Genomic DNA, 26,737 nt, shown 5'->3' on the forward strand with positions numbered 1-26,737 from the left:
TTTTAAAATACCCAATCATCTCCAGCAGGTGCGGAAAAATTCATTTCTTTACCTTTGAAAGGATGATTAAGATGTAATTTCTCTGCGTGTAACATAATTCGATTTGCACGACTTGAACCACCGTAAAGTGTATCGCCAATGATTGGATGACCGATTCCGCTTAAGTGAACACGGATTTGGTGCGTCCGGCCAGTTTCAATTTGGCATTCTACAAGAGATGTGTTATTTTCATTGTTATTTTCTAGAACTTTGACGTGAGTCACGGCTGGTTGACCATAAGGACTGATTTGACGTCTTGATCCGTGATGTCGGTCTTCACCAATAGGTTTATTAATCGTCTGCATCACAAGTCCCCACGTGCCATCAACTGCAGCAAGATAAGTCCGGTGAATCGCTCTATTTTCCATTTGCCACGATAATCCAGCGATAGCTAACTTGTTTTTAGCAAAAAGGACTAAACCAGAAGTTGTTTGGTCAAGCCGGTGAACAGCTAAGGCATTTGCTTCTTGTCCTGTTTTTTCTAAATAATATTGCACTGCATTTGCGCACGTATTTGTTTCGTAGCTGTCATTTGCGTGAGTTTTCATCCCGGTAGGTTTATTAACTACTAGTAAGAAGGCATCTTCATAAATAATTTCTAAGTCATACTCGTAAACCGGGATTTTATCGTGCAAGATAATTGGTAAAGAAAGACTTGCGCCCACAAAAAGCGGGGTATTCCAGTCGTCTAGCGGTTTATTATTTAGTAAAACATCCTGAGACATTCTAATTTCATGTCGTGCTTTTTTTCCAAGGTGAAATTTTTCTTGCAAAATAGCTGTTAGAGTAAGACCTTCCCAGTCTTCTAAAATAGGTAAAGTTAAATGCGTCATATAAGTTTCATCCGTTCTAATTTATTTTTGTTCTTTTCGAAATTGGTTTGGCGATAAAGCTGTATGTCTTTTAAAAGTAGTAGAAAAATGGGAGGAATTAGGAAAGCCAGACATTTTTCCGATAAGTTCAATAGATAAGGTTGTGTTTTGGAGCTGATTTTTTGCATAGTCCATGCGAATATTGTCTAAATAAGTAATCGGTGTAATGTTAGTAATCCTTTTAAATGTCCGGTGCAGATGATAGGGACTACCATGACAATCTTCGGCAATAATTTGTAAAGTTAGTGGGTTTGCAAAATTTTCTTCAATATAAGCCTTGATGTTACCTACCCATTCTGCATCGGGCAAATTCTTCCCTCCAGATTTGCATCGTTTGCAAGGGCGATAACCATGAGTAATTGCTTCTTCTTTACTATGAAAGATAACAATATTTTCTTTTTTAGGTAAACGTGACTTACAAGAAGGAAAACAAAATATTTTCGTAGACTTTACACCATAGAAAAAACTACCATCAGCAGCGTGGTCATTCGTTGAAATTGCTTGCCATCTTTTTTTAGTTAAGTAATAATCTGTCAATGTAATCACCTCAACTTCTTCTTAATCATAAACGTTATAAAGTAAAATTGCGAGAAAAACTTTTCTAATCTTGCTATTATGGCAAGAATGCATAGGAAAAACAATCTGGTAAGCGTATAATTAATAATTGAAAGAGGTGAGGGAAATGGAGAAGTTCTATGATGATTCCATCCAGATTGCTGGAGAAAAAATTTATTTCGCCGCGACTGATAAAGGTTTGTTTTATGTTGGGAAAAATGAGGAAAACTTGCAATCAGCGACACATGACCCAGAGAAAATGAGGAAATATAAAGCAGAATTACTTGCTTATTTAAATGGAGAAAGTATTAATTTCACTTCCCCTATTGATTTATCCGGAACAGCATTACAATTAGAAGTTTTTGAAGCTTTAAAAAAGATTCCCTACGGAGAAACTAGGACATACACAGAAATAGCTGCACAAATTAACCGTCCAAAAGCAGTACGAGCAGTAGGAACAGCTATTGGAAAAAACCCTTTGCTTGTGGTTATCCCGTGCCACCGAGTCATCGGGAAAACCGGAAAACTAACAGGTTATAGTGGCGGTATTCCAATGAAACAAGCGTTATTAAATTTAGAAAAAACGAACGTAAATCAATTCCCTTTTTAAAAAGGGAATTGATTTATTTTTACATCTACTGTACTATTATAGCTAGTACAATTAGTTCTCTTTAGTTGAAAGACATGAAAGCGGGGGGAGAGATGTTTATTATTAATACAAAAAGTCAACTACCAATTTATGAACAAATCGTCCAAAAAATTAAAGAACAAGTTGTCAAGGGCGTACTTCAAGAAGGTGAAAAAATCCTCTCTATACGTGAGTTTGCCAGCAGAATAGGAGTGAATCCAAATACTGTGAGTAAAGCATATCAAGAATTAGAACGTCAAGAAGTAATCGTCACGGTTAAAGGAAAAGGAACATTTATTGCGGACCAAACGGAAAAAAATAGTTCGCCAAAAAAGTTAGCGGAAACTAAACTAAAGCTAAAAGAAATAATTTTAGATTTAGTTTACCTTGGAATTAATGTGGAAGAAATACATAAATTATCTGTTGAATACAGTCAAGACATCATTGGAGGTGACAAAAGGTGAGAGTTGATTCGCTAAGTAAAAAAATTGATGGAAAGCTTTTGCTTGATAAGATAACATTTGAAGTCAAGCCTGGTGAGATTGTTGGTATTGTCGGACGAAACGGCATAGGAAAAACAACCCTTTTTCGGACAATGATGGGCTTTTACATTCCAGATGAAGGAGACGTTTACTTAGATGAACCAATAAGTAAACACCCCGAATTAAAACAAAAAATATTTATGCTACAAGATAACTTAGGCTGCTGGGATGGCTATAAAATTCCCACGATAAAAAAATTCTATCAAAAAACGTATCCATTATTTGATGGAACTAAATTTGATTTACTAATGAAGCAAGTCAACCTTGCCACGGATGTTAAGTTTCAAACTTATTCTAAAGGAATGAAAGCACTTTTTGGTTTAGTTTTAGCGCTTTGTATTGGTGCAGATTTTATTTTGCTTGACGAACCTATGGAAGGCATAGATGTTATCGCTCAAAAGAAAATTACTGGGATTTTATTAGAAGAAGTAGAACAGCGGAAATTAGGTATTGTAATATCTTCACACCGCCTAAATGACTTAGAACCAATTGCCGATTATATCCATATTTTACAAGGAAATCGTATTAAAGAATCCTATCATCTAGAAACATTACGTGAACAAGCAGTCAAAATACAAATTGCGTTTGAAAATAAAAAATTACCGACTATTTTGCTTGAAAATGGTAAAGTAATTAATAAATATGGTCGAGTTTATACAATTTTATTCCAAGATATGAATACAGAATTATATACTGCTATAAAACGAGAAAAACCAATTTTCATGGATGAACTTGCGGTTACGTTAGAAGACTTGTTTGTTTATCATTTAGAGGAACAAGGGGGAGAAGAATAATGAGCACAGGGCTTCTCTATAAAGAATGGCGTCAAAACGCTTGGATCTTTTTATTTATAATTATTGCTTTTATTGGTTCTGAAGCAATGACAGCTACTAATTCAGTAGATATGTTTAATCAAAATTATAAGTATTATCAGTCGGAAGAGTTTCAAAAAGCGAATGTAGATGACCAACAACTAACGCCAAACGAAATTAAAAATGATTTAAGTTTAACTCCCTATGATTTTGAAGGGAATTTAGCATTATTTATTTATGTGTTTTTGTTTTTAGGATTAAAGCTGACAGTATTTGAAAAAAATAAACAAATGGATTATTTTACGTTTGGCTTACCTTATTCTAAAAAACAGATATTTTGGCATAAATTACTTATTCCGGCATTACTCATCTTTATTGCAGCTCCCATTATTATTTGCTTAAGATTTTTGTATGTATATCAGCAAATCCCGAATGTATATTTGCCGAGTATTTCGGATTCTGGTATGTATATTACCTCTTTTTTACTGTTATTTTTGTTCTCTTTCACAGTAGCAATAGCTGTTGGAAATCTTGTTGGAGAAATAATCGCTGCTGGTATCGTGGTTTTAGGTTCAGTGATGAGCTTTTTCTATATGTTTCCAGGTGCAACAACTAATTTGATAGTGGGTTTTAAAGCCTATTTAGAGGGCAAATCATTAGTTGATGTGGATGGTGGAGCAGTTATGCTTTTTTCAGCCCTACCAACTTCCTTTTTAAGTGGGAGTTTGATTATGGGCGAATTCATTGTACTGGTTGGCTTATCTATTTTAATGTTACTCATTGGCTGGTATGCGGTAAAAACGGCTTCTCTTGAAAACAATGGTAAATTCTTAATGAATAATAAATTACGTATGCCGATACTCATTATTGGTTCTATTTATACAACAATATGTTTGGGAGGACATTACGCTACCTTTAATTATGAAAACCTAATAACAACCACACAAGTTGTGACTTTGATTATTAAAATGATTTTGATTTTCATTATTACTGCAATAGCTTTCTGGTTTTTAATGTACAAATGGAAAACATTAAAAAAATCATAAAAAAAGTACCGAGGTAGAAACTTCCTACCTCGGTATTTTTTAAATATAATCACGTGCAAATTTTTTCTTTCTGGCAAATACGATTAATAAAAGAACTAATCCAAATAATGCGATACCAGCATTTAGTAAGAAAATAGCGGCAATATCGATTCTAGAAATAGCAGCAGCGACGAGCGGAATAACAAATACGGCAATACCTTCAGCGATAGTATAAAGACTAGTAACAAAACCTTTACCACGTGCAGAAACTTCAGCAAGCAAAGTTAACCCTAATTGGATAATGCCGCCAGCAGAGAAATAACCGAGTAAGAAAGCACCCACTAGACATACAATTTCAGTTGGGAATGCAAAAAGCGAAAAGGAAACTAACATTGTCATCGTTACATATGTTATTAAAATGTAAAGTGTTTTAACCCCACGATTTCCTAGAATAAATGTTACGCATACGCATAATATAGCGCCAACACTAGCATAGCTAACAAGTAATCTAGAAGCATTATCAGTCATATGAATAACTTCAGAACCATATTTTGCTATCCATTGACTCATAATATAAAGAAGCGTTTGAGCTACAAATCCAAAGAGAATCAAACAAATTTCATCAATACTAAAACGAAAGGTTTTTTTCTGTTCTTCCATTATTTCTTTCTCAAAATCGAGGGGCTTTCCAACTGTCATTGGTGGAAAAGTCCGAGTTAAAGTATACAGTAAATTAATAAGTAAAATCACAATTAACACGATAAAGCTCCAGCCGTACCATAAGTTATTTGCTAAAATAAAAGCAATCATAAATGGTAAGAGAAACTGCCCAGCTTGCACAAAAGCCTTTACAACAATGTTAGCTGATGCTGCTTTTTTAGGATAGGCTTCCATTAATGCAGGGTAAGTACCTGTATCAAGGAAAGAGTTTGCAATTCCTGCTGAAATACCGAATGCATAAGCTACGATAGTATTTGGACTTAACAGAATACCGCCTAAAAAGATAATATAGAAAAATACGCCGAGAATAACGGATAATTTACGCCCGAATTTATCTGATAGCTTTCCTGATATAAAAACAGCGAGTAATTTACCAATCCCAAAAGAAGATACCACACCAGCAGCACCAGCTAAATCTGTATGCCATTTTTGAGATAAAAAATCAATATTCTGTGCAATGATGATTAATGCCATACCATGAACGAAGTAGTTCATATAAAGCCCTAGTGAAGTAGATAAATACTTGTTTTTCATAGTCTACTCTCCTTTATGTAGTTACTTTGGAAGACCTTTTCATGAGAAATGCCCTTACTTTTAAAACTTTAGTATAGATAAAACTCATAAGTTTGTGCTTTAATTCACAAATTATATGTAGGTTCAACTGAACACATGAATGCTCAGTTGAAGGGTTTTTTATGGAGTTGTAATTTTAGATTCATTTTTATAACGCATATTGACGAAAATCGCTAGCAATATCCCTATAACTGTTATCGCTACATTGAATAATAACACATATTTCGGACCTTCGATACCTCCAGCTTTGGTAATATAGCTGGCAATATTTAAAACGATATAGTTTGCTAGACTGGATGAAATCATAACAATCGAAGTGATTTTTCCTTTGTTCGTAGGGAAAAATTCGTTGGCAGTTGATACAGCAAGTTGAAGAACTCCGCCGGCAGCCGCGTATCCAATAACAAATCCACCAATTAAGCATATAGTTGGCGTTTGTACGATGTAAATGATTAATAACATTAAAGTAGCAATTGCTGGATACAGGATGAGAATTCGTACTGGTAAAATAAATTTTTTCACGAGAACCGCGGTAATTAAAATAGCGCACATAGTTCCTAGTGAATAGAAAGATTGAATTTTACTCGGATCAGCCATGCCGTATAATTTTCCTAGTTCTTGGTTACAGTTTAACCAAAGTTGGAAAGTGGATGTACATGTGAAACCAATACCGATAATAGCCCAACTGGTTGCGTTGAATTTCATTTTTTCAGGCTTTACTTTTTCACCGCCTACATTATTATTCATTGGAGGGAAGGGCATAAATGCGATGATTAAACCGTCGATAACAATTAATGCCATCGTAATAATAAATAGTGTGCGGAATGACATATTCGCCGCCGCTACCATACCAATAGCAAAAGGTAATACGAATTGCCCGATAGAAATAGAGAACTTAGTAAACATATTGGCAATAGCGCCATTTTTAGTAAAAATTTCTAGCACTGATGGTGTTACAGCAGTGTCTAAGAATGAATTCGCCGCTCCTCCGATAAAAGCGAAAGCGTAAGCGATATACATATTTGGTGCAAATGCAAGACCGATGAAATAAACTGCGTATAAACCCACACCGATTAATGCGGAAGGTTTACGCCCGAATTTATCTGAAAAAGGTCCGGAAATTGGTAATGTAAGTAAACGTCCTAGGCCGAGAGCTGCGATAACAGCAATGACCATACTGACATCAAAGGTACCGTCAGAAAGCTTATCTGCTCCCCATACTCCGGCGAAATCTTGTTTGTATTGGCCAAGAATGGATACCCCAATACCGTGAATAAAATAAGTGAAATAAAGTGCTATTGCTGTTGGATAAAATCTTTTTGCGTTCATTTTTTTCTCCTCTCGAAATCCTGATGAATTTATTAATTAAAATATAAATCTTTTACTTCTGAAACGGGCATATCTTTACCAGTGAACAGTTTATATGCTTCTGCGCCTTGCCATAAAAGCATGCCTAGTCCGCCTATTGTCTTTGAACCAGCAGCTTCTGCATCTAACAACAGCTTGGTTTTCTTTGGATTGTAAACAACATCGGTGACGATTAAATCTTTTCTAAAAACAGATGTATTTTTGACTGGTGTTTCGTTTTCGTGTGGATGCATCCCAACGAGTGTGGCATTTACTAAAATATTACTAGTTGCTATTTCCTCATATAATTTTTTTGTATCATTTAAGTCAAAAATATGTACGATGCAGTCAGGAACTTCTTGTTTAATAGAAGCAATCGTTTGTTTAGCTTTTTCATAAAAATCATCTTTAATATTAAAAATGGAGATTTCCTTGACCCCATCAAGTGCGCACTGAACTTGGATTGCTGTTGCTGCCCCACCAGCACCGATAATGGTCATTTTTTTGCCAGCCACATCTACACCTGAATCTCGTAAATTACTAGCAAAACCAAGCCCGTCTGTGATATGTCCGGTTAGTTTTCCATCTTCATTTATAATGGTATTTACAGCACCAATCATTCGTGCTGCAGGGGAAAGGTCATCCATGTATTTTAAAACTTCACTTTTACAAGGCATGGTTACGTTAGAGCCACGCAGATTAAAAGTCTTGATAGCAGCAATTGCATCAGCGACTTTACTTACAGGAATATCAAATGCAAGGTACGCATAATCTAAACCAGCTTTTTGAAAACTATAATTATACATGATGGGGGATTTTGAATGGTCTACGGGTGTCCCAATTAAACTTAGAAGTCGAGTTGATCCTGAAATTCTTTTTTCCACGTTCATTTACCTCCAAGCAGGTTTGTACTCGCTGTCCTAACAGCGAGTACAACCATAAATTATAATTGCAATACAGCATCTAACGCTTCTTTTGTTGCGTCTAATGCTCGGCGTGCACGGACTGCATCACCAATAACATAAGTTTCTGGAACAATTTTCTTGATGGATTCCTCAAGTGGGTTGTAAGCTCTTGAGCCCATTGCCAGTACGACTGAGTCAAATCCGTCGATTCGGTATTCTTTTTCGTCAGTTAAGGAGTATGTTACCCCATCTTCAAAGAAACTCGTTACCTTAGCATTAGTAATACTTTTAATTTTATACTCGTCAAAATCGCGCATAAGGAATTTTCGGTGTTCAGAAATAACATCCGCTCCGACTTCATCACGGAGTTCGACAACTGTTACATCATGACCCGCTTCACCTAAAAATGCAGCAGTCTCACTACCGACCATACCTCCGCCAACAACTAGTACTTTTTTGCCACAAGATTCTTTGCCATCAAGTAAGTCGACTGCGTGGATTAAGCCGGAATCTTCAATACCTGGAATTGACAAGACGAGTGGAGTAGCGCCAGTCGCAATAATAACAGCATCTGGGGCTATTTCTTGAATAAGTTCTGGCGTTACAGGTGTACTGGTTTTAATTTCCACATCGAATTGTTCACATTTTTTAATGTAACTGCGAACCATATTAGTTAGGTCGCCTTTTCCTGGGGGATAGGCAGCTAAGCGCATTTGGCCACCAATAATGTCTGACGCTTCGTAGACAGTAACATCATGACCTCTTGAGCCAGCCATCCAACCAGCATAAAGCCCACCAACACCACCACCGACCACAACAACTTTTTTACTAGGTGTTTTTGGTAAATAGGCTTCCGATTCGCGGCCGAGTAGAGGATTTACTAAACAAGTAATAGGTTTTCCAGCATACATGTTAGCGACACAACCTTGAAGGCAAGCGATACAAGGAAGTAATTCGTCTAGTTTTCCAGCAGCAGCTTTATTTGGTGTTTCTGGATCGGCTAACGATTGCCGTCCGAAAGCAACTAAGTCAGCACGACCTTCGCGAACCATTAGTTCAGCATAATGCGGCTCGGTGAAACGCCCAACCGTAATTACTGGGATAGAAACTGCGCGTTTAATTTGTGTTACAAGATCAGAACTAAAACCAGCGTGTAATACGGTGGGAGCCCACATGTATTCATCGCGAATATGAACACTTCGAGAAACATGCAAACCATCTAAACCACAATCTTCTAAATAAGCAGCTACCGTCGCACTATCTTGGACACTTAGTCCGCCGTCCACACCATCCGTACTGTTAATTCGACATAGAATTGCGATGGAATGACCAACACGTTTTCGAATGCTTTCGATGATAAGTCTTGGTAATCTCATTCTATTTTCAAAACAGCCGCCGAATTCATCCACACGCTTATTTGTGCGTCCAGATAGGAAACTACTTACTAAATAACCATGAGCGCAGTGAACTTCCACAGCATCAGCCCCAGCTTTTTTTGCTCGTAAAGCCGCTTCTCCGTAAAGTTCGATTAATTCATAAAGTTCTTCCCGTGAAATAGCTTCCGGTGTATTTCGTCCTTCTGCTGAAGCGATGGCGGAAGCTGCTTTTAAAGGATAACCAGAAACTTTAGAATTTCCTTCAGGTCCAGCGTGTTGTAATTGAACAGAGATTTTGGCACCTGCGTCATGACAAGCATCTATCACTCGTTTAAAACTGGCAATTTGATGATCGCTATAAAGACACGCTTTATTTGCGCCGCCTTTTGCCCGAACATCTACAACTGTCGCTTCAAAAGTAATTAGGCCAAAACCACCAAGCGCACGTTCTTTATAATAAGCTAATGAAGTATCTGTTAAAGTGCCATCTGTATTCGCATAGTTATTACACATTGGAGATACAACAAAACGATTTGGTACTCTCATAGGTCCGATATCAATCGGTGAGAACATCGAATGAAATTTCAAAAAAAACACTTCCCTTTCAAAATTGAATCTTTTAATTAAGTTATTATTTTCACATATCTGTTTGTGTTTTTATTTTGGAGAGATTTCTGGCCATGCTTCGTCTAGTACTTTTTTCGTTGCATTATATACTTTGATAGCAGCATATTCTAAACCAGTTTCTACCATAGAGTCTGATATAACTTCAACGCCCATAACACGAGGATTTACGCCGTGTTCTTTTAAGATTCGAGCAAAACCGACTGTATCGCCGTATCCTTCGTCAGGAGCAAGTCGGTCATGGAGAGATTCTTTCCGAAGTTCTTTGTAAGGTGTTTCATGTACGTCACATAATTGAATGGAAACAATCCGGTCAGCTGGAACATTTTTGATTGATTCTGCTGTTTGGTTTGCTCTAGCCCAGTGCCAAGTGTCGCAGATTAATTGTGCATTATCTCTGCCACATGCTTCAGCTACGCGCCAAGCTGCTGCTAAGTCTGCTACACCACTATATGGCATAAATTCTAAACCGATAATTAATTCTTTAGCTCGGTCACACAGTTCACCAAGTGCTATAATGATTTGTTCTTCAGGGATTTTTTCAAGCAAACCGCAGTTAATATGTTTGACACCGAATAGGCGTGCCATGTGAAAAGTGGTTTGTTCTTTCTTTTGTTGTTCAGCAGTGCGGTCCTCGGCGGTTCCCCACTGAGTTATGTATTCTACTTCTGTTACTTTGATGCTATGCTCATCTAAAATCCGCAACATATCTTCATCAGTTAATCCAGTGGCTAATGCGTCTACATAGTTTTCCGCGCGTAAGCCAATTCCATCAAAACCATTTTGGGCTGCGATTTTCACTCTTTCTGGAAAAGATACCTCCGTTCCGAGTGTGTAAGAGCTAATCGTGATGGGGCATTTTTTTAGGTTGCCATTTGCATTTGTCATAAAAATTATCTCCTCTCTAGAATAAAAATTACAAGAAACTTTGATAATATTTTCACAAACACCAGTAAAAAAATAAAATTCCATTCATTAATAATCGCTGCTGTGATAACGCCTTCAATGTTTGAAATTTCAACTGGACAGTTAACGTATTCTACCGTATATTGGTTTTTAAGGAATAGTTTGTTCTGCTGGTGTAACTACAGTCTAATTGTATTATGACTATTCCATAAAAACAAATTGGTATTATTCTATTAATTGATAGATAAATTGCATAGATAATTTTTAGTAAGGAGAGAAGTCATGAATCTACACCATTTACGTTATTTCGTCACATTGGCGCACATGGAACATTACACAAAAGCAGCTGAAAAATTACTCATTACCCAACCAAGTTTAAGTCATGCAATTTCCTCACTAGAACAAGAGTTAGGTATACCTTTATTTGAAAAAGAGGGTAGAAACATTGGATTAAGTAAGGCTGGGAAGGTATTTCTGGATTATATAGAAGAAGCTTTGGACATGATTGATGCCGGAGTAGCCACTACCCAAAAAGCCGCAAATGGAGAAGGACAAATTGATTTAGCATTTTTGCAAACGCTTGGAACCTCACTCGTGCCTAAACTTGTTCAAGAATTCTTACAAACAGAACCAGAAAAGAAAATTGATTTCGTTTTTCATACGGGTGTTTCGATTGACATTATTCAAGGACTGAAAGAAAAGAAATTCGATATTGGCATATGCTCTAAGCTCGAGAATGAACGGAATATTCATTTTACGCCGATTGCTAAACAAGAATTAGTGCTCATCGTACCAAAAAGTCATCCATTAGCTGAAAAAGATTGGATTGATTTAATTGAAACCGTGTCGTATCCGCATATTGCCTTCTCGAAAAAAAGCGGTTTACGACCAATTATCGATGATTTATTCAGAAAAATTGGTAAGGATTACAAAATAGCCTATGAAATCGAAGTAGATCAAGTAATTGCAGGAATGGTTGCGCAAGGTTTTGGGATAGCCGTTGTTCCTAATATGCCCATATTAAATTATATAGACGTCAAAGTATTGCCAATCAGAAGCCCGAACTGGGAACGTTTCTTTTATTTAGCAGTTGTAAAAAATCAAACTTTAACTCCAGCAGCAGAAAGGTTCAAACAATTTATGTTAAATCATCGCATTTAAAAAAGTAGCTATCCAAGTGAGAGGAGGATAGCTACCTTTATTATTAATCATTTGTTTTTTTGATAATCTCGATATACTCAATATGGTGGGGTTCACCTTGTTTTACGCGGAAAATAAAGCCATCGTAATCAATTTCATCCCCGACTTCCACTTCATAATTTTGCGTTAAGAACCAACCACCAATTGTGTCAACTTCTTCTTCCTCAATTTCAGTACCTAAAATATTATTGACTTCATCAATCAAAAGTTTTGCATCAACAATATAGTGACCGTCTTTGATTTTTCGAATTTCTGGAATTTCGTCAGCATCAAATTCATCGCGAATATCACCCACGATTTCTTCCACAATATCTTCTACCGTAACGAGCCCGGAGGTACCACCATATTCATCAAGTAAAATGGCAATATGAGAACGTTCACGCTGCATACGGAAAAGTAATTCTTTAATAGGAATCGTCTCAATCACTCGGATAATTGGTTTTACGTAAGGATCAATACTAAAGCTTGGACTCGATCCATGTTCGACATATGCTGACAAAATTTCTTTTAAATTAAGTACACCAATGACATGGTCTTTATCGCCATCAATAACTGGGTAGCGTGTATAACGTTCATTTTGCATAATGTCGGACAACTCTCCGATAGTAGAGCCGGTATCAACTGTGACAATCTCAGTCCTTGGAATCATAACCTCTTTCGCCATACGTTCATCAAAATCAAAAATCTTATTCACATAACGGAATTCTGATTGATTAATTTCTCCACTCTTATAACTTTCACCAACGATTATTTTTAACTCATCTTCTGTATGAGCGATTTCATGCTCAGAGGCAGGCTCTAAGCCAAAAAGACGTGCGATGAAAACCGCAGAACCATTTAAAATCCAAATAAATGGGAACATTATTTTATAAAAAATATGCAGCGGACGAGCTACCGCAAGTGCAACTGTTTCTGTTTTATCGATTGCCAATGTTTTCGGTACAAGTTCGCCGACAACTACATGCAAGAAAGTGATAAATAAAAAGGCGATCGTGAAGGAAAGAATCGTAATAGCAGACTGAGGTAATTCCATTAAGCTAAACAATGGATGTAGAGCAGCTTCTACAGTAGATTCCCCTAACCAACCAAGCCCAAGGGAGCTAATTGTTATCCCAAGTTGGCAAGCTGATAAGTAAGCGTTCAAATGATTGTAAATATGTCTAGCGAGGACTGCACGTTTATCTTTCTCCGCAATTAATTGGTCTAAACGGCTCGGTCGCATTTTTACAATTGCAAATTCCGTTGCCACGAAAAACGCCGATATAGCAATAAGTAAAGCTATAATTAAAAATTTAATGGTTAATATCAATAAATCGCCTTGACAGAAATAGTTTCTGCTAAGGCAAACACCTCCTAATTTAATATAAATAAGCTTATGGTAAAACTATCTATATAGAAGAAAAGTCGCCATGGAAGAGAAAACCTCCAATGTGTTGTTGCATACTTTTCATTCTAGTTAGATAATTTATGTGAATTAGTTTCTCTGCCCCATTGAATATTCCCTCCCAGCAAATGATACTTTAATCTAAATTATAGTTGACTTTATGATTATTGACAATGAATATTATTCAAAAAATGGTTCAATATGAACTAACGTAAATGCCCCTTTATACTCATTTCGGATTTTTTGCTCAACAATTTCAGTGATTTCATGGCTTTTTACTACATTTAAATCAGGATCTACCGCGATAGTTGCATCAATCCAAATACGATTCCCATTCATCCGCGCTTTTATATCAATGACTTTTTTAACTTCAGGTACAGAAGCGATCAAATCATGAATTGTTTCGAGCTTGGATACATCGAACCCATCTGTTAATGTATGAGCTGCATCATAAAAAATTTTGACAGCTGTATAAACAATTAAAACGCCAACTAAAAAAGCTGTAACTGAATCGAGCCACGGAACTCCAAGAACTGCTCCAATTATACCAATAAATGCGCCAAAACTAACAAATGCATCTGAACGATTGTCATAAGCGGCTGCCCGTACTGCCTGACTGTCCAACTTTTTTGCAAGTCTGCGGTTATATAAATAAATAGCATACATGAATACACCAGAAAATAATGCTACAATAGCAGTTATCGTTGAAGGAGCAGTAAATTCTTTTTCAATAATATGAACAATAGAACTCCAAATGACTTGAACACCAACAAAAAACATAATAATAGATGCAATTAAGGAACTTATCGTTTCTGTTCGCCGATGTCCATAGGAATGATCTGCATCAGGTGGAATACGTGAAATTCTAAGGCCAATTAAAAGAGCAACTGATGCAATTATATCTGTTGTATTGTTTAATCCATCTGCAAGTAATGCGTCAGAATTTCCAAAATGACCAGCTGCAATTTTTAAAATGGAAAGAAATAGGTAAGCAAATATACTTAAAAAGGCGGCTTTTTCTGCTTTTTTTAAATCATTATATCCGTCCATAATATGTAAATACCCCTTTCTTTTAACATAAAAGTCCCGCCTACAAGTGGCGGGACAATGAAATCTAAGCCTCTATCAATACGTGCTCTAATTTTTTTACAGATAAGGCAATGTTATCGCACACTTCTTGATAACTCGCCCATTTTTTGGGTAACGCTATTTCTTGTTCTGGATCATCAATGTCCCAATAAATAATTTTTTCTTGTATTTCTAATGGGAAACTCGGTGCAGATTCATGTGCAGAATCATAAATTGTAACAATGAGATCAGCATCTGCCAGTAATTTTGAGCTAGGAGAATAAGACAAGCTTTCAGGTGGCTCAATCGCAAACTCATTCAACGCTTCTGCAATAAATGGAGTTGCTTTGGATTTATGCCAAGAACCGCTAATGAATTTGACATTGCTAAGTGAAAGTTTCTTTGCCCAAGCTTCAGCAATGGCACTTCGAATATGCGTTTGTGATAAAAAGTAGATTAGCTTTTGCGTCATATTCCAAATCCTTTCCGGCTTATTAATGAACCCATGTAAAACTTGCTGCCATTACTTGTTGTACACAGTATATAGGTGATTGTTATTACCAAAACACTAGTAATGGTAACAGTAATATCTACCCTTTTTAAAATACGGGAAACATCAAAATGAAGAAATTGTAAAAAAGAAGTAAATAAATATGTAGGAAATATGGATTATTACAAAATTATTACAAAAATCGGTCTAAAGTTGGTGGCATAAAATTGTGTTTTAACGTAAAATACGTGTATAACTGTGTTTACAGTTTTCTTTAATACCGTGTAGAAAGATAGGAGAGTTACATGGACAAATTAAAACAACAACTCATTAAATACATTAAATTATTCTTTGGATTCATTGGAAAATGGCTTGGTATTTTCTGGCGGAAATTTAGACGCTTTTGGAAAAACAAACATATCGGCAAGATTTTTTTACTTGCAGGACTCGTATTTTTATTAAGTTTTATTATTTATCTTGTTGTAGTAGCCAAGTCAGCAGATATAGATGCTTTGAAAAAAGGCTTAGAATCCGCCACAATTGTTTACGATAAAGACGGAGATAAAGCGGGAGAATTATCTTCAACAGATGCAACCTTCGTATCAATTGATAAAATCTCTAAAAATCTCCAGAATGCAGTGGTATCAATTGAAGACAGACGTTTTTATGAACATAAAGGCTTTGACTTAAAAGGAATTGCTCGTGCTGGAGTTAATCTTATTACAAACGGAGGGATTTCTGGCGGTGGTAGTACGATTACGCAACAGCTTGCCAAAAACGCCTTGCTAACCCAAGAACAGACCTTTACGCGAAAAGCGAAGGAAATATTTATGGCCCGAGAAATTGAAAAAACTTATTCCAAAGATGAAATTATGGAAATGTACTTAAATAGGTCTTATTTTGGAAACGGTGAGTGGGGTGTTGAGAACGCTTCTTTGAAATATTTTGGGAAGTCAGCAGCCGATTTAAATATTCCAGAAGCTGCGACTATTGCTGGCTTACTTCAAGCTCCGAGTGCCTATGATCCATATGAGCATATTGATAAGGCAACTAATCGTCGGAACATGGTATTAAATGCTATGGTTGAAACCGGTGATATAACCAAAGCAGAAGGTGACAAATATAAAGCGACCAAAATCGTTTTAAATGACCAATCAAAAGATCCGCTTGCGAACAAATATCCTTGGTATGTTGATGCTGTAATCAATGAAGCAGTAAATGAAGCTGATATTACTCAAGATGAAATTATGCAAAAAGGATACAAAATTTATACAGAATTAGATCAAAACTATCAAACATCTTTAGAAAAAGTATATAATAACGATTCTTTATTCCCGAACAATGCGAACGATGGTACGCTTGTTCAATCAGGTGCCGTTTTAATGGATCCAGCAACTGGAGGAATTAGAGCGCTTGTTGGCGGACGAGGTGAACATGTTTTCCGTGGCTTTAATAGAGCGACGCAAATGAAGGCTCAGCCAGGTTCCACGATGAAACCACTTGCTGTTTATACACCAGCACTTCAATCTGGTTATGATGTGGATTCGATGTTAAAAGATGAAAAAGTAACATACAAAGGTAACTATACACCAACTAATGTAGGTGGAATCTATAGTGGAGAAGTCCCAATGTATAAAGCAGTAGCCAACTCTATCAATGCCCCAGCGGTCTGGTTGTTAGATCAGATTGGTATTAATAAAGGCGTTAAATCTGTGGAGAAATTTGGCATTGAAGTACCAGAAAAAGACGAAACGCTTGGATTAGCACTTGGCGGTATGAGCAAAGGGGCATCGCCTGTCGAAATGGCCACTGCTTATGCTACATTTGCTAGTAACGGTGCAAAACCGGAATCACATATCATTACTAAAATTGTTGATCCATCAGGAAATACTGTTTATGAAAAAGTTCCAAAAACAAAACAAATTATCTCCAAAACTGTTTCAACTGAAATGACATCCATGTTACTAGATGTAATCAATACAGGGACTGGCCAGAGTGCAGCAGTTTCCGGTCACGAAATGGCAGGTAAAACTGGCTCGACTCAAGTTCCTTTCAATGATACTAGTGGGACAAAAGATCAGTGGTTTGTAGGTTACACGCCTAATTTAGTTGGTGCTGTTTGGATGGGGTTTGATAAAACAGATAAAGACCATTACCTCACTACAACGAGCTCTGCTGGGGTATCAAGCCTAGCTCATTATGTAATGAACAGTGGCTTACGTTACCAAAAATCTGCTGACTTTGATACTAAAAGTGCTGCACAAGAAACTGCTGCGAAAAAACAAGAAGAATCCGATAATAATAGTGGCAGTGACTTCTGGAGTGGCGTAAAAGACAAAGCAGATGAAGCAGGAGAAACGATTAAAAAAGGTGCTGAAAAAGTAAAAGAATTTGGTGGAAAAGTATCAGATGGTATTGGAAACTTAATTGATTCTATCGGCAACTAATAAAAAGCACATTTTACTTTATTCTCAGTAAAATGTGCTTTTTTGTATTGCTTTAATATTATAACTGTTATACAATGAATATAACAATTGAACGAGGTGAATACATTGGATAAAACGCAAATAGCATTATTAATTCCCGTATTAATTCTTTATTTAGCCTTACTTTTAACAGCGATTATAGATTTAGCTAAAAACTGGCAAACACGTAAAAACCCTATTATTTGGTTAGTTGTCATTATATTTATTAATATCTTTGGTCCAATTGTTTATTTTATTTTTGGGCGAAAAGAGGATGAAAGTTAATGAAAAAATTAGAAATCCAAGGACTAAAGAAAAAATATAACGGAAAATGGGTTATTAAAGGCATCAATCTAACTATAAATAATAAAGAATGTGTAGCTTTAATCGGACCAAATGGCGCGGGTAAGTCCACAATGATTAACATGATTGTCCAAATCTTAGCGCAAGACGAGGGTCAAATTAAACTAGATGGCCAAGAAGCAAAGTTAGTGCGTGATAAAATTGGCTTTTTGCCACAGTATCCAGAATTTTATGGGTGGATGAGCGCATTAGAATGTCTTCATTTTATGGGAAAGCTGTCTAACATGAAGAAACAAGATTTAGAAGAGCGAATCAAAGAGGTATTGCTACTAGTTGGCTTAGCAGATAGTACTAACAAAAAAATCAGCACTTATTCAGGTGGAATGCGGCAACGCCTTGGTATCGCTCAGGCTATATTACATCGACCAGAATTGCTTGTTTTAGATGAACCAGTTTCAGCGCTTGATCCAATTGGTCGTCGAGAAATTATCGTGCTTTTAGAGAAACTGAAAAGCGAAATGACAATTTTGTTCTCAACGCATATTTTGAAAGATGCGGAAGAGATTTGTGACCGTATTGCAATTATCAAAAATGGTGAATTAGTTGCGGATAAAACAGTTGAACAGCTTATGCAAGAAGAAAGCTCCCCGGTATTTGATGTTGAATTTATTGGAGATGAGGAAGCCTGGCTAGCACATCTTAATCAAAATCAGCATATTGAAAAAATCGAAAAGGTAGGCATGGTATACCAAGTGTACGCTATAGATAAAAAAGCTGGCTCAGAAGCTATTCTAGAAGCACTATTAAAAACGAAAGGTGAGCTGATTCGCGTAGAAAACAGACACCAAAGCCTAGAAGAAATTTTTATGGAGAAGGTGAGATAATGACGCATTTTAGTGCTTTACTTGGAAAAGAATGGTTAGAACAGCGGCGGAGTTTGAAAATCATTTGGATGCCAATTGTCTTTTCACTTCTTGGTCTTACACAACCATTAATGCTTTATTTTTTACCAGAAATACTTAAAGCGGTTGGAACTGGCGCAGAAACGGAGCAAGTAATCGCCTTGATGGGGAATCAATCAGCGCAAGAAGTAATGTCGCAAACACTTGGCTCTCAGTTTGATCAAATCGGAATTATCATTATGATTGTAGTAGCGATGGCATGCATTCAAAATGACCGGTCTAGAGGCATGCTTGCTTTTATTATGACTAGACCAGTATCAGCCGTAGAGTATGTCCTATCCAAGTGGGTTATGCAGTGTATTGTTGGATTAAGCTCATTATTCATTGGTTATATTTTAGCAGCATATTATACGTATTTTTTATTTGGTGATTTAGATATAAATTCTTTGATGGAAGGGTTTTTTGTCTACGCTCTTTGGTTTGTTTTTGTTATTAGTTTGGTCGTTTTTGCCAGTGCTGTATTTGATAGCAATGCTGTAGTTGCGATGATTAGCGTATTTACAGCTATTCTCTTAGGAGTCATTAGCGGTTTTGGCGGTTGGATACAAATGTTTAATCCTGCTTACTTAAGCAAGAATGCAACCATGCTAATAATGTCAGAAAAAACAATGGATTACTTTATACCAACACTGTTCATTTCAATAGCTTGGATTGCTTTATTAATAATTCTTACCATTTTAATGATTAAAATAAAACCACTTCAAAAAACGGAATAGCGAACATTATTTGTTGGTTTTGCGTAAACATCCGGAATATAATAAAATAGAATAAAAAGGGGTGGCAAAATGGAACGAATTGAACGTGATACACTTGGAGAAATTTCAGTTGATGCAGCTAAGTACTGGGGAGCCCAAACAGAACGAAGTAGAAGAAACTTTGCTATTGGTGATAATTATATGCCGAAAGAAATTATCTACGCTTTTGCTCAGTTAAAAAAAGCTGCTGCCATAGTGAATGCATCGGAAGGAAAGTTATCCGAATTGAAGTCGGTAGCAATCGGTAACGTTTGTGACCAAATCATTAAAGGCGAACTAGATGAACATTTTCCTTTAGTAGTTTGGCAAACAGGAAGCGGGACACAAAGCAATATGAACGTCAATGAAGTTATTGCGCACGTTGCCAATTTAACTTTAGGTGAGGAAAAAGTTCATCCAAATGATGATGTTAACATGTCGCAAAGCTCGAATGACACATTCCCAACAGCGATGCATATAGCTGCTTATCAAGCTTTAGTAACGAAACTTTTACCAGAAATAACTAAAATGGAAGAAGTTTTAACGATGAAGAAGAATAAATATATGCAGCTCGTTAAAATTGGTAGAACACATTTACAAGATGCGACTCCACTAACGCTTGGTCAAGAAATTAGTGGGTGGGAAGCATGTCTAACCAACAATAAAAACTATCTGGAATCTAGTATGAAAGCAATTTTACCACTTGCCATTGGCGGGACAGCAGTTGGAACGGGATTAAATGCCTCCAAAGATTTCGGTGATAAAGTTGCAGAAGAGTTAATGAAACAAACTGGATATCCTTTTACTTCCGATTCTAATAAATATTTTGCTTTAACGAGCCATAGTCCCATTAATTTCGTCCATGGAGCAATTCGCAGTCTTGCTTCTGATTTAATGAAAATTGCCAACGATATTCGGCTACTAGCAAGTGGTCCTCGTAGTGGCATTGGTGAACTAACAATCCCGGCTAACGAACCAGGCAGCTCCATCATGCCAGGAAAAGTGAACCCGACACAATGTGAGGCAATTACGATGGTTGCCGCTCAAGTAATGGGAAATGATACAACGATTAATATTGCTGCAAGCCAAGGTAATTTTGAATTAAATGTCTATAAGCCTGTAATTATTTTTAATTTCTTGGAATCTATCACATTGCTTTCTGATAGCATGCGTTCCTTCCGAATTCATTGTTTGGAAGGACTAACTGCAAATGAAAGTGTGATTGAAGCTAAAGTAAATGATTCGCTAATGCTAGTTACAGCTTTGAATCCACACATTGGTTACGAAAAAGCTGCCAGAATTGCTAAATTAGCATTCGATGAAAATACGACTTTAAAAGAAGCTGCTATTAAAACCGGCTTTGTAACAGAAGAAGAATTCGATTTATGGATAGACCCATTAAAAATGACTAATTTGTAATCTCATACTTTAGAATGAACTTCCCTAGAAATAATTGTTGTCTAGGGATTTTTCACGTATAATGAAAACACTTTTACTAGACAAAATATAGGAGATGCAAAACATGTCAGTATTATTTACAATACTTTTAATGGCGGTGATTGGCGGATTCATTGGGGCAATGACGAATTATATCGCCATCCGAATGCTCTTTCGTCCGTACAAGGCCGTTTATCTATTTAATAAACGTTTGCCATTTACACCCGGATTAATTCCTAAACGGCGTGATGAACTAGCGGAACATATTGGAAAAGTAGTGGTAAGTCACTTACTAACAGAGGATGCCATTCGCGCCAGACTCCTGGATGAGAATTTACAAAAAGAAGTAACAGAAACCATTGCAAAAATGTTTCGTGAAAAAATGAAATTAGAGACAACTCCAAACGAATTACTTCACCATTTAGGATACGATAATGCAGAAGTTCGTTCTATTTCATGGTTAGAAAGAACCCTAGAGACCCAAATTAGCCGCTTTTTAACAACAAAACAATCAACACAAATGAGCGAGTTAATTCCTTCCATGCTAGAAAACGAATTAACTAAAAAACTGCCCCATGTAACAGAAAGAATAACGAATAAAATGAGTGTTTTTATAGCGAGTGAAGCAGGCAAAATCCAGATTAAACAAATGCTTCAAAAATTCTTTGAAGAACATGGGAAAATGGGCAGCATGGCGAGAATGTTCATTAATATCGATAGTTTCTCAGAAAAAATTCAACAAGAAGGCTTAAAGCTTATTAGCCAAGAAGACACTAAAAATATCATCAACCAATTGCTATCAACAGAATGGCATAATTTTGAAGCAAAAGAACTCCAAGAACTTATTCCAACAGAAAAACAAGCACATTTGGCAGGACAACTTACTTCAGAAATTATTCAAGCTGTTCCACATGAGAAACTATTTAACCAACCTATTCAAGGCATACTACGCAATTATGAATCTGCCATTACAGAAAAAATGATTCCTTTTGCAGTAGAGCGAATGCTTGATTTTGTAGCGACTCATAGTGCAGAAATAGTGGAGCGAATGGACTTAGCAAAACTTGTTGAAACACAAATAGCAACTTTTTCATTACCTGAAATCGAAAAACTTGTTGTAGAGATTTCTGGTAGAGAGTTAAAAATGATAACCTATTTAGGTGGGATTTTAGGAGGCTTTATTGGAATCATTCAAGGAATACTCGCAATGTGGATTTAGTTCTTTTATACTGGAATAACCTATGACTTTTTGTTATAGTGAAACAGAAGTGACAAATACAGATATTTGGAGGATTTATCAATGGCAGTTAATATTTATGATGTAGCACATGATTTAGACAAAGGAATTCGTGAAACACCTGAATTCTTAAGCTTACAAGATGCATACCGCGAAGTAAACGAAAATGCTGATGCAAAAGCAAAATTCGAACGTTTTCGTGATGTTCAAGTTACAATCCAAGAAAAACAAATGACTGGTCAAGAAATTGACGATGAGACAGTAAATGTAGCACAACAAGTAGCACAAGAAGTTCAAGAAAATGAATTAATCGTTAAACTAATGGAAAAAGAACAAGCGATGAGTACAATTATTAATGATTTAAATCGCATTATTATGACACCATTACAAGACCTATATAACGTAGCAAACGACTAATTTTCATTAATCGAAGTGGTTCTATTATTTGTTATTTATTTAGCAAATAATAGAACCACTTTTTTATTTGAAATGCTTGTACGTAAAGTGATAGTAAGGTATAATAAGAACATATATTCGGTTTTTTAAGGAGGCGAAAGTCATGAAAGAAATCAAATTTTTACACATAGCAGATTTGCATCTGGATAGTCCTTTCATTGGGCTTTCGACATTACCACAACCACTTTTTTCTGCCGTGCAAGAAAGCACATTTCAATCGTTGGAACGTATTATAACGGTAGCAATAAATGAAGCAGTGGAATTTGTATTAATTGCAGGAGATATTTATGATAGTGAAGATCAAAGTGTACGTGCTCAAGCTCGTTTTTTAAAAGAAATGAAACGATTAGAAGCAGCTGGAATAAAAGCATTTGTTATTCATGGAAATCACGATTTTATAGATAAGCATAAGGAAAAATTGCAATTGCCTAAAAATGTCCATGTTTTTTCAGAACAAGTTGAAATGGTTACTATGGAAACAATGAATGGAGTTAATGTTCATATTTATGGCTTTAGTTACGGAGAGCGCCACGTTCGTGTTAGCCGCGTTAATGAATATAATAAACAAGGAGAGGCGAATTTCCATATTGGCCTTTTACATGGCTCTGAATTATCAAGCAGTGAGGATCATGATGTTTATGCTCCATTCCGAATCCAGGAATTAAGTAAAAAAGGATTTGATTACTGGGCACTTGGACATATCCATAAACGCCAGTTATTAGCCGAATCACCAACCATTTATTACCCAGGAAATATTCAGGGACGAAATCGCAAAGAATCAGGTGAAAAAGGAGCAAGCATTGTCACATTATCAGATTCAAATACAACAATTGATTTTATAGCAACTAATCCGATTATTTGGGAAGAAGTCATAATTAGTTTGCTTGAAAATAGTGAAATCAATACATTTTACAGGGAAATCACGAAACGCTTAGATGCCTATTATGGGCAGAGTAATTCGTTTTTTCTACATGTTATTGTTCAAATGCCTGATAAACAAAAAATAAATTCCGCGGACTGGCTACAAATGCTTCAAGAAGAAACCGACTTAACAAGCAATACTTTTGTTTGGGTCCATAAACTCACAATTGAACTGACGAATCAGAGCGACTTAAAGAACTGGCAGGAGCGTCATCTGGCGAGTAAAGAAATAACTCAAGCTTTCGAAAGGTTACAAGACGAATCAGTTTTCTATCAAACTGTGGAGGCACTTTATTTTGAAAGTGGTGTAAGTAGATATTTAGAAGACTTATCAGAAGAAGATCGTCAACAAATGTTAAAATCAGCTTTGACAGAATTAGGAACAACGCTTAAAGAAGTGGAAGGTGATGAAAAATGAGAATAACGTCCATTGATATAGTTGGTTACGGGAAATGGTCAGATGCTCATTTTAATCATGTTTCAGATTTTCAAGTTTTTTTTGGAGAAAATGAAGCAGGAAAATCGACCATTATGGCTTTTATACATAGTATTTTATTTGGTTTCCCAACGAGACAACAATCTATACCTCGTATGGAACCTAAAAATGGTGGACCATATGGTGGAAGATTAACACTGGAAGATACTCCAAAAGGTAAGGTCATTGTCGAACGTTTAAAAGGAAAAGCTACTGGAGATGTATGTATTTACTACGAAGACGGACAAGTAGCTGGAGAAGAAAAGTTAACAGAAATTATGGGAGAAATTGACCGAAATACTTTTGAAGCTATTTTTTCTTTTGATATTCATGGATTACAAAATATTCACCAATGGAAGAAAAAAGAATTTGAACGATATTTACTTGCTACGGGTACAACAGGGTCAGATGCGCTTTTAAAAACGGCTGAAATATTACAAAAAAAATTGGAAGTTCTTTTTAAACCGAGTGGAAGAAATCCAGCAATCAATCAACAACTAAAAAAAGTTAAAGATAGCCAATTGGCATTTCAAGAAGCAAAAAAACTAAATGCAAAATATGAGCTGCTTTTGGCTGAAAAAGAAGAAGAAAAAGTGAGACAAATTGAATTGCAAGAAGAAAAAACTGCTATCCGTGTTGAATTAGATTCACTAAATACATTGTTAGATTTATGGCCTATCTATCAAGAATGGAAAGCTCTTAATGAAAAAGCAACACATTCAACCGAAGCTACTTTTCCACCCGATGGTATTATCCGTTTGGAACATTTACAACTAAGAGAAAAAGAATGGCAAAACCAATTAATTCAATTAGAAGAACGTCAAAAGAACTTAATTAGTAAAAATAATTTTGAACATACTTCTTTTTTTACTGAAAACGAAGCAGAAATAACCTTTTTAATTGAAACTTATGGGGCTTATACTGAGCGTGAATTACAACAAAATAGTTTGGAGAAAGAAATCAAGTACTACCAAACAAATGCTAAGCAAACACCAAAGAAATGGACAAAAGAGTTAGAACAAAAACTACTTCGAATAAAAGGGCTAGAACAAGGAAACAAACAGCAACAGCATGATATTCAACTAGAATTAAAGCTCCTTCAAGAAACTGAAGAAAAATTACAGAAAAAGATAGATCAAATAGAAAGCAATATGTGGGAAAACAAAAGATTTCAGCAAGAAAAAGAAAAAGTAAATTTAAAAGAAAAATCATCTTTAACTAAACCTATTGTAGCAGTTGGTATTTTTCTTGTGGCTTTAGTGATTTTGATGATTTTTCAATCAATTTGGAGTATGGCTTTTGCTTTCACAGCTGCTCTTATTGCTATTTTTTTATTCGTTACAACTAAAACATCCACATCTTCTAGCAACCAAGAAATTCTAACGTTTTTAGAACAAAAACAAATAAGGCAAGAATGGCAACAATTACTAAGTGAAATGGATGTTGTTGCTTCACAATTAGCGCAATTAAAAGAAAGACAAAATAGCATAATCAATGCCAAATACAACTATCAATCAAATCTAAATCAACTATTCACTGATTTAGAGATTAATGAAATCCCGGAAGAAGACTGGGAATTAATCATTCAAGACTATAAAGAAAATAGTGAAAAAAATCAATTAGCTGCTGAACTTATACGAAAATTAGAACCACTAGTAGAAAAGCAACACTCGTACCAAGTTAGATTAGAAAATCTGCATTTGCCTATAGAATCTAATAACATGGAAGAAAAAATATCTTTTTTGCGTCAAGGCTTGCTCTACTACCGGAATAATTTGACAGAAAATGCTAAACTAGCTGAAAAAATGGAACAAATTACAATGCAGCTAGAGTTAGTGAAGCACGATCTATTGCTTGTGAACGGAGAAAAAAAAGACTTATTAAAACAAGCTAAAGTAAATAATGAAGACGAATTCCGTTTGGTAGCAATGCGAGTAAAAGAAGAGCAGCAATGGCGAGAACGTCTAATTCTACTAGAAGCGCAACTCGAACCAGAAAAACGACTAGCTTTAAGTCAATTTTCAGCGCAAGAAGTCATTAAAGAAAAAGAACTTCAACTAGAAGAAAAACTTCGCAAAATAGAACTGGAACAAGAAAATATTCATGCCATGTTAGCTTCAAAAAATCATGAAATAGCAACTTTAGAAGAAGGCGGTACGTTTTCTACACTAATGCAAGACTTCTATTCAGAAAAAAGTCAATTGCAGCAAATGACTCGGGAATGGACAGAAACTAAGTTAGCGCTTCAAATACTTCAAGAAACAATGCGGAGTTTACAAGAAGGGAAATTACCTAAAACTTTAACTTTAGCAACTGACTATTTCAACCACCTAACAAACGGAAACTACACAAAAGTATATTTACAAGAAAACCGGATTCAAGTCGAAAGTAAAGATGTCATTTCATTTTTCCCTGAAGAACTAAGTCAAGCAACAAAAGAACAATTGTATTTAGCAATCAGATTTGCGTTAATTGATGTTATTCACAAAGATTTTCCATTACCTATAATTATTGATGATGGCTTTGTCCATTTTGACTCTGCTAGGATGATCCAAATGATGCAGCTGCTCAAGAAAAGAAAAAGTACAAATCAGGTTATTTTTTTCACCTGTCATCAAGAAACTCGCAAATATTTTTCCAGTGAAGACATACGCATGCTATAATAGTTGGAGAAACTTCTT

The 26,737-nt window shown here is 35.9% G+C and carries 24 protein-coding genes; 14 read left to right on the forward strand and 10 right to left on the reverse strand.

The window, feature by feature from the left end:
• Window positions 1-2: 2 nt before the first annotated feature.
• Both HCB38_RS11290 and HCB38_RS11295 read right to left on the reverse strand, forming a co-directional pair.
• Entirely contained in the window at window positions 3-872 is an 870-nt protein-coding gene (locus tag HCB38_RS11290; RefSeq protein ID WP_185638589.1) for an RluA family pseudouridine synthase, read from the reverse strand.
• Between the two features lie 21 nt (window positions 873-893).
• On the reverse strand, window positions 894-1,448 hold the full coding sequence (locus HCB38_RS11295; protein ID WP_185319393.1) for a bifunctional transcriptional activator/DNA repair enzyme AdaA: 555 nt from the start codon (window positions 1,446-1,448) through the stop codon (window positions 894-896).
• Window positions 1,449-1,593: 145 nt separating this feature from the next.
• Here HCB38_RS11295 and HCB38_RS11300 point away from each other — a divergent pair, with 145 nt between their 5' ends.
• The 4 genes from HCB38_RS11300 to HCB38_RS11315 all read left to right on the forward strand — a co-directional run bounded on the left by HCB38_RS11300 (window position 1,594) and on the right by HCB38_RS11315 (window position 4,494).
• A complete protein-coding gene (locus HCB38_RS11300; RefSeq protein WP_185319392.1) occupies window positions 1,594-2,076 on the forward strand; it encodes a methylated-DNA--[protein]-cysteine S-methyltransferase in 483 nt (160 codons plus the stop codon).
• 92 nt (window positions 2,077-2,168) lie between these two features.
• Window positions 2,169-2,558 (forward strand): GntR family transcriptional regulator, encoded by a 390-nt coding sequence (locus HCB38_RS11305; protein WP_185607826.1) that lies wholly within the window; start codon window positions 2,169-2,171, stop codon window positions 2,556-2,558.
• On the forward strand, window positions 2,555-3,430 hold the full coding sequence (locus HCB38_RS11310; RefSeq protein WP_185607827.1) for an ATP-binding cassette domain-containing protein: 876 nt from the start codon (window positions 2,555-2,557) through the stop codon (window positions 3,428-3,430). Before HCB38_RS11305 ends, HCB38_RS11310 begins: the two co-directional genes overlap by 4 nt.
• On the forward strand, window positions 3,430-4,494 hold the full coding sequence (locus HCB38_RS11315; protein WP_185319389.1) for a hypothetical protein: 1,065 nt from the start codon (window positions 3,430-3,432) through the stop codon (window positions 4,492-4,494). The genes HCB38_RS11310 and HCB38_RS11315 overlap by 1 nt, the downstream gene beginning before the upstream one ends.
• A 39-nt stretch (window positions 4,495-4,533) precedes the next feature.
• Here HCB38_RS11315 and HCB38_RS11320 read toward each other — a convergent pair whose 3' ends face one another.
• The 5 genes from HCB38_RS11320 to HCB38_RS11340 form a co-directional block, all read right to left on the reverse strand.
• Window positions 4,534-5,727, reverse strand: a complete 1,194-nt coding sequence (locus HCB38_RS11320; protein ID WP_185319388.1) for an MFS transporter — start codon at window positions 5,725-5,727, stop codon at window positions 4,534-4,536.
• Between the two features lie 159 nt (window positions 5,728-5,886).
• Window positions 5,887-7,095: an MFS transporter gene (locus tag HCB38_RS11325; protein ID WP_185319387.1), complete on the reverse strand. Its 1,209-nt coding sequence runs from the start codon at window positions 7,093-7,095 to the stop codon at window positions 5,887-5,889.
• Between the two features lie 32 nt (window positions 7,096-7,127).
• Window positions 7,128-7,997 (reverse strand): shikimate dehydrogenase, encoded by an 870-nt coding sequence (gene aroE, locus HCB38_RS11330; protein ID WP_185319386.1) that lies wholly within the window; start codon window positions 7,995-7,997, stop codon window positions 7,128-7,130.
• 59 nt (window positions 7,998-8,056) lie between these two features.
• Window positions 8,057-9,982, reverse strand: a complete 1,926-nt coding sequence (locus HCB38_RS11335; RefSeq protein ID WP_185619683.1) for an oxidoreductase — start codon at window positions 9,980-9,982, stop codon at window positions 8,057-8,059.
• 69 nt (window positions 9,983-10,051) lie between these two features.
• Window positions 10,052-10,906 carry a sugar phosphate isomerase/epimerase family protein gene (locus HCB38_RS11340; RefSeq protein WP_185638591.1) on the reverse strand — a complete coding sequence of 285 codons (855 nt, stop codon included), beginning with the start codon at window positions 10,904-10,906 and terminating at the stop codon, window positions 10,052-10,054.
• A gap of 300 nt (window positions 10,907-11,206) precedes the next feature.
• Between HCB38_RS11340 and HCB38_RS11345 the strand changes: the two genes are divergently transcribed.
• Complete coding sequence (locus tag HCB38_RS11345; RefSeq protein WP_185638593.1) at window positions 11,207-12,085, forward strand: LysR family transcriptional regulator; 879 nt, start codon at window positions 11,207-11,209, stop codon at window positions 12,083-12,085.
• Window positions 12,086-12,128: 43 nt separating this feature from the next.
• On the opposite strand, the gene HCB38_RS11350 is transcribed toward HCB38_RS11345, so the two are convergent.
• From HCB38_RS11350 to HCB38_RS11360, 3 genes are all read right to left on the reverse strand, one after another.
• On the reverse strand, window positions 12,129-13,433 hold the full coding sequence (locus tag HCB38_RS11350) for a hemolysin family protein (protein ID WP_185319382.1): 1,305 nt from the start codon (window positions 13,431-13,433) through the stop codon (window positions 12,129-12,131).
• 255 nt (window positions 13,434-13,688) lie between these two features.
• Window positions 13,689-14,558, reverse strand: coding sequence for a cation diffusion facilitator family transporter (locus tag HCB38_RS11355; protein ID WP_185319381.1), 870 nt, complete (start codon window positions 14,556-14,558; stop codon window positions 13,689-13,691).
• 64 nt (window positions 14,559-14,622) lie between these two features.
• Window positions 14,623-15,048, reverse strand: coding sequence for a low molecular weight phosphatase family protein (locus HCB38_RS11360; protein WP_185319380.1), 426 nt, complete (start codon window positions 15,046-15,048; stop codon window positions 14,623-14,625).
• A gap of 323 nt (window positions 15,049-15,371) precedes the next feature.
• Here HCB38_RS11360 and HCB38_RS11365 point away from each other — a divergent pair, with 323 nt between their 5' ends.
• The 9 genes from HCB38_RS11365 (at window position 15,372) to HCB38_RS11405 (ending at window position 26,719) form a co-directional block, all read left to right on the forward strand.
• Window positions 15,372-17,513 carry a penicillin-binding protein 1A gene (locus tag HCB38_RS11365; RefSeq protein ID WP_185638595.1) on the forward strand — a complete coding sequence of 714 codons (2,142 nt, stop codon included), beginning with the start codon at window positions 15,372-15,374 and terminating at the stop codon, window positions 17,511-17,513.
• A gap of 105 nt (window positions 17,514-17,618) precedes the next feature.
• Window positions 17,619-17,816 carry a PLD nuclease N-terminal domain-containing protein gene (locus HCB38_RS11370; RefSeq protein WP_185319378.1) on the forward strand — a complete coding sequence of 66 codons (198 nt, stop codon included), beginning with the start codon at window positions 17,619-17,621 and terminating at the stop codon, window positions 17,814-17,816.
• A complete protein-coding gene (locus HCB38_RS11375; RefSeq protein ID WP_185319377.1) occupies window positions 17,816-18,718 on the forward strand; it encodes an ABC transporter ATP-binding protein in 903 nt (300 codons plus the stop codon). The genes HCB38_RS11370 and HCB38_RS11375 overlap by 1 nt, the downstream gene beginning before the upstream one ends.
• Window positions 18,718-19,512, forward strand: a complete 795-nt coding sequence (locus tag HCB38_RS11380) for an ABC transporter permease (protein WP_185319376.1) — start codon at window positions 18,718-18,720, stop codon at window positions 19,510-19,512. Before HCB38_RS11375 ends, HCB38_RS11380 begins: the two co-directional genes overlap by 1 nt.
• Window positions 19,513-19,581: 69 nt before the next feature.
• Window positions 19,582-20,949, forward strand: coding sequence for a class II fumarate hydratase (fumC, locus tag HCB38_RS11385; protein WP_185319375.1), 1,368 nt, complete (start codon window positions 19,582-19,584; stop codon window positions 20,947-20,949).
• 103 nt (window positions 20,950-21,052) lie between these two features.
• A complete protein-coding gene (locus tag HCB38_RS11390) occupies window positions 21,053-22,186 on the forward strand; it encodes a DUF445 domain-containing protein (protein WP_185619687.1) in 1,134 nt (377 codons plus the stop codon).
• Window positions 22,187-22,267: 81 nt separating this feature from the next.
• The gene (locus HCB38_RS11395; protein ID WP_185319373.1) at window positions 22,268-22,621 is read left to right on the forward strand and encodes a YlbF/YmcA family competence regulator; all 354 of its coding nucleotides are present in this window, start codon (window positions 22,268-22,270) and stop codon (window positions 22,619-22,621) included.
• A 142-nt stretch (window positions 22,622-22,763) separates the two neighbouring features.
• Entirely contained in the window at window positions 22,764-23,999 is a 1,236-nt protein-coding gene (locus HCB38_RS11400; protein WP_185638597.1) for a metallophosphoesterase family protein, read from the forward strand.
• On the forward strand, window positions 23,996-26,719 hold the full coding sequence (locus tag HCB38_RS11405) for an ATP-binding protein (RefSeq protein WP_185607829.1): 2,724 nt from the start codon (window positions 23,996-23,998) through the stop codon (window positions 26,717-26,719). Before HCB38_RS11400 ends, HCB38_RS11405 begins: the two co-directional genes overlap by 4 nt.
• Window positions 26,720-26,737: the final 18 nt, after the last annotated feature.

Origin of the sequence: Listeria farberi, from assembly GCF_014229295.1 — a bacterium.
Taxonomy (GTDB): Bacteria; Bacillota; Bacilli; order Lactobacillales; family Listeriaceae; genus Listeria; species Listeria farberi.